The 6,829-nt window shown below is 69.8% G+C and carries 7 protein-coding genes; 4 read left to right on the top strand and 3 right to left on the bottom strand.

Annotation, left to right across the window (positions count from 1 at the left end):
* Window positions 1-963, bottom strand: a 963-nt coding sequence (trpD, locus tag SACPADRAFT_RS27500; RefSeq protein ID WP_007025863.1) for an anthranilate phosphoribosyltransferase, incomplete at its 3' end; no start/stop codon positions are given.
* 180 nt (window positions 964-1,143) lie between these two features.
* The gene (locus SACPADRAFT_RS0213090; RefSeq protein ID WP_007025862.1) at window positions 1,144-1,554 is read right to left on the bottom strand and encodes a hypothetical protein; all 411 of its coding nucleotides are present in this window, start codon (window positions 1,552-1,554) and stop codon (window positions 1,144-1,146) included.
* A gap of 148 nt (window positions 1,555-1,702) precedes the next feature.
* On the opposite strand from SACPADRAFT_RS0213090, the gene ctaE reads away from it, so the two are divergent.
* The 4 genes from ctaE to qcrB all read left to right on the top strand — a co-directional run bounded on the left by ctaE (window position 1,703) and on the right by qcrB (window position 6,157).
* Window positions 1,703-2,332, top strand: coding sequence for an aa3-type cytochrome oxidase subunit III (gene ctaE / locus SACPADRAFT_RS0213085; protein ID WP_007025861.1), 630 nt, complete (start codon window positions 1,703-1,705; stop codon window positions 2,330-2,332).
* A gap of 71 nt (window positions 2,333-2,403) precedes the next feature.
* Complete coding sequence (gene qcrC / locus SACPADRAFT_RS0213080) at window positions 2,404-3,231, top strand: cytochrome bc1 complex diheme cytochrome c subunit (protein WP_007025860.1); 828 nt, start codon at window positions 2,404-2,406, stop codon at window positions 3,229-3,231.
* 116 nt (window positions 3,232-3,347) lie between these two features.
* Window positions 3,348-4,496, top strand: a complete 1,149-nt coding sequence (gene qcrA, locus SACPADRAFT_RS0213075; protein ID WP_007025859.1) for a cytochrome bc1 complex Rieske iron-sulfur subunit — start codon at window positions 3,348-3,350, stop codon at window positions 4,494-4,496.
* Window positions 4,493-6,157, top strand: coding sequence for a cytochrome bc1 complex cytochrome b subunit (qcrB, locus tag SACPADRAFT_RS0213070; protein ID WP_007025858.1), 1,665 nt, complete (start codon window positions 4,493-4,495; stop codon window positions 6,155-6,157). Before qcrA ends, qcrB begins: the two co-directional genes overlap by 4 nt.
* Window positions 6,158-6,262: 105 nt before the next feature.
* Here the strand turns inward: qcrB and SACPADRAFT_RS0213065 are convergent, their stop codons facing one another.
* Window positions 6,263-6,547 carry an Lrp/AsnC family transcriptional regulator gene (locus tag SACPADRAFT_RS0213065; protein WP_007025857.1) on the bottom strand — a complete coding sequence of 95 codons (285 nt, stop codon included), beginning with the start codon at window positions 6,545-6,547 and terminating at the stop codon, window positions 6,263-6,265.
* Window positions 6,548-6,829: the final 282 nt, after the last annotated feature.

The following is a 6,829-nucleotide window of genomic DNA, read 5'->3' as shown; positions in this document are numbered from 1 at the left end:
GGCGCGGCCCAGGCCGGCCCGCAGGTCGGCGGTGAGGTCACCGGAGAAGCCCGCGTGGGCGGCGAGGGCGCCCGCGGCGTTGAGCAGCACCGCGTCCCGGACCGGTCCGGTCTTGCCGTCCAGCACCTGCCGTGCCACCTCCGCGTTCGTCTCGGCGTCCCCGCCGCGCAGCGCCTCCGGCCCGACGAGTGGGATCCCCAGCTCGGTCGGATCGATCGTGCCGGTGCTCACCCCGCCCCCGGTGATGATCCAGGCCGAACTGGTGGTGGTCGTGGTGATTTCGTCGAGACCGTCGTCCCCGCGCACCAGCAGGACGCTGTCCCCCCGCCGGGCGAAGACCTCGGCGAGCACCCGGGTCTTGTCCGGGTAGGCGCACCCGATGAGCCCGGCCCGGGGCTGCGCGGGGTTCGTCAGCGGTCCGAGCAGGTTGAACGTGGTGGGGATACCCAGCTCCCGGCGGGGCCCGCCCGCGTGCCGGAGGGCGGGGTGGAAGGCCGGGGCGAAGCAGAAGCCGATGCCGAGGTCGCCGACACTCCGGGCGACCTCTTCCGGCTCGGCCCCGATGCGGACGCCGAGCGCCTCCAGCACGTCGGCCGCACCGGACTTCGACGACGCGGCGCGGTTGCCGTGCTTGACCACGGGGGTGCCCGCTGCCGCCACCACCAGTGCGGTCATCGTGGAGATGTTGACCGACCCGGAGCGGTCGCCGCCCGTGCCGACGATGTCGACGGTCCGGACGTCGAGTTCCACCCGGCGTGCGTGCGCCAGCATGGCGCGCGCCATGCCCGCGATCTCGGCGGCCGTCTCGCCCTTGGCGCGCAACGCCACCGCGAACCCCGCGATCTGCGCGGGCGTGGCCTCGCCGGACATCACCTGGTCCATGGCCCATGCCGTGCCCTCCTCGGACAGGTCGGTGCGCTCGATGAGGGCACTCAGGACCGAGGGCCAGGTGTGTTCGGACATCGTCGCTCTCCGGAACCGGTGACCGTCCTCCGCGTCGGCAGGGCCGACGGGGAACCGACCGGATCACTTCCTACGGGGACCGCCGACCGTGCGGCGGTCCGGGGGACTACGGGGCCCGGCGGCACGTCCGGATCGTTCCGGGGTCCGTGCCGTCGGGCACGGTCGCGTGCCCGCGACCGGTCATCCGCGGACGGTGGGGCGCTGGTGCGAACGGAGCACGTCCGCGACCGTCTCCGCGGCGGTCAACGGGTCCAGCGGGTGTACCAGCACGGCGTCGGCCTGCGACCAGGTCGCCAGCCATCGGTCGTCCGCGCGGCGCACGGCCACCACGATCGGCGGACAGTCGTCCAGTTCGTGGTTCAGCTGCCGGGACAGACCGATGCCGCCGGTGGGTTGTGCCTCACCGTCGAGCACGGCGAGATCAATGTCACCCGAGTCCATCCAGCTGAGCACGTCGGCGACCCCGTCGGCCTCCACGTAGGTGACTCTGCCCAGGTCGGAAGCGGGACGACGACCGATCGCGTTGATGATCGACTCACGGACCGGTGCCCGGTGGCTGAAAACCAGGATCGTCGTCGCGGGCTCGCTCATCCTCGTGTCCTCCGGGCGTCGGTGGTGGTGACCGGCCCCATGCTAACCCTCGAACCCCGTGGATACCCAGCGGGTTCACCGGTCCCGACCTGCGATCCACGACCCTCCGTAGGACCCGATCTGCGGGGACCGGGGAGGGGGAGACATAATGCGAGCCGTGACAACGGCAGCTCCTTCCATCAGCCAGCGGGCGCACTCGCTCAACCGGCCGAACATGGTCAGTGTCGGCACGATCGTGTGGCTGTCCAGCGAGCTCATGTTCTTCGCTGGCCTCTTCGCCATGTTCTTCACGGTCAAGGCCCAGAACGACACCGGCGTGTGGCCGCCACCGAACCCGGCCACCGGTGAGCCGATCCACCTGGCCATCAGCTACGCGCTGCCGTTCACGATCATTCTCGTGGCGTCGTCGGTCACCTGCCAGCTCGGCGTGTTCGCGGCCGAACGTGGGGACGTCTTCGGGTTGCGCCGCTGGTACCTCGTGACCCTGCTCATGGGCACGGTCTTCGTCCTGGGCCAGGGTTACGAATACATGATGCTGGTCAGCGAGGGCGTGACGATCCCGTCCGGCGCCTACGGCACGGTCTTCTTCATGACGACCGGCTTCCACGGGCTGCACGTCATCGGCGGCCTGGTGGCGTTCGTCTTCCTGCTCATCCGGACGCGGCTGAGCAAGTTCACCCCCGCACAGGCGACCTCCGCGATCGTGGTCTCGTACTACTGGCACTTCGTGGACATCGTGTGGATCGGCCTGTTCGGTGTGATCTACATCCTTCCCTGACGACCCGCCCGGCCGGACCGAGGGCCGGGCGCACAGCAAGGCCGAACTGACAGCAAGGGTTGCCGCAGAAGATGACCACCAGTACGAACACCGAGGCCGCGTCGGCGAGGCGGGCGGGCCGTCGCACGAAGTTCCGCCGCCGGATGGCGAGCGTCCTCGCGCTCGGGGTCGCCCTGCTCGGTGCGGGAGCGCTGTACGCCACACTCGTCCCCGAACCGCAGACGGCGCAGGCGCAGGAGGATCCGGCGCTGCTGCGCAAGGGCGAGGAGATCTACAACAACACCTGCATCAGCTGCCACGGCGCGAACCTGCAGGGTGTGCAGGACCGCGGCCCGTCGCTGGTCGGCGTGGGCGAGGCGTCGGTGTACTTCCAGACCTCGACCGGCCGGATGCCGATGGTGCGCCAGGAGGCCCAGGCCGCGCGGAAGCCGCCCCGGCTCACCCCGGAGGAGATCGACGCCCTCGGGGCCTACATCCAGGCCAACGGCGGCGGCCCGGAGCGGCCCGCCGAGTCCGGCGAGGCGCTGCACGGCACGAACCCCGCACGCGGTGCGGAGCTGTTCCGGCTGAACTGCGCGTCCTGCCACAACTTCACCGGCCAGGGCGGGGCCCTGTCGGCGGGCAAGTACGCACCGGAGCTCGGCCCGGCCAACGAGTCCGAGATCTACACGGCGATGCAGTCCGGCCCGCAGAACATGCCGAAGTTCTCCGACCGCCAGCTCAGCCCGGAGGAGAAGAAGGACATCGTCGCCTACGTGAAGTCGGTCTCCGACGGGAACAACAACCCGGGCGGCAACGGGCTCGGCGGGTTCGGCCCGGCCTCGGAGGGCGTGATCGCCTGGGTCGTCGGGATCGGTGCCCTGGTCGGCGCGACGCTCTGGATCGGGTCGAGGGCGTGACGGATCGGTGATCCGCGGGTACGGCAGGCCGGCCGGGCGCGGTCGGTGGCGAAGGCAGACGGTGCGGGGCGTCCGCGTCCCGCACACGGAGCGGAGCGAGGCAGGTTCGAGAGAGCATGAGTAGCGGTAACGAGCCGCGGGAGCGGCCCTCCGACGAGGAGCTGTCGCGCATGAGCCGCGACGAGCTCGTCGAGCTCGGTGGCGGGCTCGACGGTGTCGAGCTGGTCAACTATCCGGACCCGTGGCCGGTGGAGGGCACGCGGGCCGAGAAGCGCGCCGAGCGTTCGGTGGCGCTGTGGTTCGCGGTCTCGGCGGTGTTCGGGCTCGCCTTCCTCGCGGCCCTGATCTTCTGGCCGTCCGAGTACGCGCCGCCGTCGGAGGAGAGCGCGCACTTCTGGTACAGCTGGTACACCCCGATGCTCGGGATCACCCTGGGCATCTCCGTGCTCGCGCTGTCGGTGGCCGTGCTGCTCTACACCAAGCGGTTCGTCCCGGACGAGCTGGCGGTGCAACAGCGCTCCGACAACATGGGCGAGGGGTCGGACGCGATCGACCGGCAGACGATCCTCGCGCAGCTGTCCGACAGCGGTGAGCGCAGCACGATCGCCCGGCGCTCGATGATCAAGCGCACGGCCGGTGCCGGTGCCGGTGTCCTCGGCCTCGGGACGGTGGCACTGCCGCTGGCCGGGTTCATCGAGGACCCGTGGGCGAACCCGGAGAGCAAGGACTCGCTGGCGCACACCGCGTGGAAGAAGCAGTTCCCCGGCGAGAAGGTCTATCTGCGCCGCAGTACCGGGAACCCGCACGACGTCTCGCTGGTGCGTCCGGAGGACCTCGACGCGGGCGGGATGGAGACGGTCTGGCCGTTCCGCGAGTCCGAGCGGAACGATGACCACGCACTGGCCGTCGCGCTCAAGCGGGCCGACAGCCCGGTGTTGCTGATCCGGCTGCGCACCGAGGACGCCGAGCAGGTCGTCCAGCGTGCGGGCCAGGAAGGTTACAACTACGGTACGTACTACGCGTACTCGAAGGTGTGTACCCACGTCGGCTGTCCGGCCTCGCTGTACGAGCAGCAGACCAACCGGCTGTTGTGCCCGTGCCACCAGTCGCAGTTCGACGTACTGCAGTACGCCAAGCCTGTCTTCGGCCCCGCGACCCGCGCGTTGCCGCAGCTGCCGATCACGGTGGACGAGGACGGGTACTTCATCGCCCGGCACGATTTCGATGAACCGGTCGGGCCGGCCTACTGGGAGCGCGCGTCATGAGCTCACTGACCACGCCGACGAAGGGATCCGGGTTCCTGTCCAAGCAGGCCGGTGAGGCGGCGACGAACGCCGACCAGCGCTACCACCTGGCGCGTGGGCTGCGGCACCAGATGAACAAGGTCTTCCCGACGCACTGGTCCTTCCTGCTCGGGGAGCTCGCCCTCTACAGCTTCATCATCCTGATCCTGTCCGGGGTCTATCTGACGCTGTTCTTCGATCCGTCGATGGCGGAGGTCGTCTACGACGGCCCGTACACGAACATGCAGGGCGTCGAGATGACCCGGGCGTACGAGTCGACGCTGGAGATCTCGTTCGAGGTCCGGGGCGGGCTGTTCATCCGGCAGCTGCACCACTGGGCGGCGCTGATCTTCGTCGCCGCGATGATGGTGCACATGATGCGGGTGTTCTTCACCGGCGCCTTCCGCAGGCCGCGGGAGGCCAACTGGGTGATCGGCGCGCTGCTGCTCATCCTGGGCATGTTCGAGGGCTTCTTCGGCTACTCGCTGCCGGACGACCTGCTCTCCGGCACCGGTGTCCGGGCGACCCTGTCCGGCATCACGCTGTCCGTCCCGGTGATCGGTACGTGGGCGCACTGGGCGCTGTTCGGCGGCGAGTTCCCCGGCACGGTGATCATTCCGCGGATGTACGCCCTGCACATCCTGATCGTCCCCGGGATCATGCTCGCGCTGGTCGCCGTGCACCTGGCGCTGGTGTGGTACCAGAAGCACACCCAGTTCCCCGGTGTGCGGCGCAAGGAGTCCAACGTCGTCGGTGTGCGGATCATGCCGGTGTTCGCCCTCAAGGGCGGCGCCTGGTTCGCGGTGGTCACCGGCTTCACCGCCCTGATGTCCGGCCTGTTCCAGATCAACGCGGTGTGGAACCTGGGGCCGTACAACCCGTCACAGGTCTCGGCGGGGTCCCAGCCCGACTGGTATCTGGCCTGGGCGGACGGCATCCTGCGGATCTATCCCGCCTGGGAGCTCTACCTCGGGGACTACACGGTCCCGCCGGTGTTCTTCGCCGGCGCGATCGGCATGGGGCTGCTGTTCGGGCTGCTGCTCGCCTACCCGCTGCTCGAACGGAAGCTGTCCAAGGACACCGCGCACCACAACCTGCTGCAACGGCCGCGGGACGCACCGGTGCGCACGGGACTCGGCGTCATGGCGTTGACGTTCTTCATGGTGCTGGAGATCTCCGGGTTCAACGACATCGTCGCCTACCAGTTCGACATCTCGCTGAACGCGATGACCTGGGCGGGCCGGATCGGGCTGCTGTTGCTGCCGCCGTTGGCGTACTACGTCACCTACCGGATCTGTCTCGGCCTGCAGCGCTCCGACCGCGAGGTGCTGGAGCACGGGGTGGAGACCGGCATCATCAAGCGGCTGCCGCACGGTGAGTTCATCGAGGTCCACCAGCCGCTCGGCCCGGTGGACGAGCACGGGCACCCGATCCCGCTGGAGTATCAGGGTGCGTCGGTGCCGAAGAAGATGAACAAGCTCGGCACGGCGGGCAAACCGGTGCCCGGCTCGTGGATCACGCCGGACCCGCCGGAGGAGACGGCGGCGCTGGAGCGGGCCAAGACCGAGCACGGGGACTACCCCGAGTCCGGTGAGCTGGAGGCGCCGCAGCCGGAACAGGCAGGCTCGTCGAGCGAACGCTGACGCACGACGTCCAGCGGACGACAGCGGAAAGGGCCGTCCACCCCCGTGGTGGGCGGCCCTTTCGGGTGTTCGTGCCGGGTGGTCGGCCTGCTCCGGGTGGTCGGCTCAGCCCTCGTCGATGCCGATCTCGAAGGCGGACTCGGTGTCGGCGCTGGAGTACGACCGGAACGCGATGTGGGTGTCGGTGTCGAGGACACCGTCGACCTTGGCGATCCGGCCCGGGATGAGGTCGGCCAGCTGTTCGTGGCCGGAGACACGCACGATCGCGATCATGTCGACATCCCCGGCGCACGAGTAGACCTCGGACACGCCGTCGATGTCCGCGATCGTGCGTGCGGCCTCGGGGATGGTGTCGGTCGCGGCGTGGATCAGGACGATCGCGGTGATCACGGGGGTACCTCCTCGGGTCGGTCGGTGTGGACGGTGTCGCCAGTGTGTCCGGACGGCTCCGTGGCGCTGACGGTACGCCGGTGCCGCCCCCACCCGTGCGGGTGCGGGCCCGTGCGTCACCGCCCGTCGGACGTGGCGAGGCGTTCGAGTTCGGTGGCGGTGGTGGCCCGGTCGAGCCAGTCGGTCCATCCGCCCGCGCCGTGCAGCGGTTCGGCCCACGGCGTCGAGGTGCGCACGAGCCGGACGCCCTCGCCGGCGAGCCAGCGCACCAGCAGCCCGGTC

Origin of the sequence: Saccharomonospora iraqiensis subsp. paurometabolica YIM 90007, from assembly GCF_000231035.2 — a bacterium.
Taxonomy (GTDB): Bacteria; Actinomycetota; Actinomycetes; order Mycobacteriales; family Pseudonocardiaceae; genus Saccharomonospora; species Saccharomonospora paurometabolica.
This window is presented reverse-complemented; position numbering and strand designations above follow the sequence as displayed.

What these genes read in the sequence shown, in the direction of transcription:
- SACPADRAFT_RS0213090 (WP_007025862.1), bottom strand. Translation starts at nt 1,554, where the DNA reads ATGAGCGAGCCCGCGACGACGATCCTGGTTTTCAGCCACCGGGCACCG.
- qcrC (WP_007025860.1), top strand. Translation starts at nt 2,404, where the DNA reads ATGACCACCAGTACGAACACCGAGGCCGCGTCGGCGAGGCGGGCGGGC.
- ctaE (WP_007025861.1), top strand. Translation starts at nt 1,703, where the DNA reads ATGCGAGCCGTGACAACGGCAGCTCCTTCCATCAGCCAGCGGGCGCAC.
- qcrA (WP_007025859.1), top strand. Translation starts at nt 3,348, where the DNA reads ATGAGTAGCGGTAACGAGCCGCGGGAGCGGCCCTCCGACGAGGAGCTG.
- qcrB (WP_007025858.1), top strand. Translation starts at nt 4,493, where the DNA reads ATGAGCTCACTGACCACGCCGACGAAGGGATCCGGGTTCCTGTCCAAG.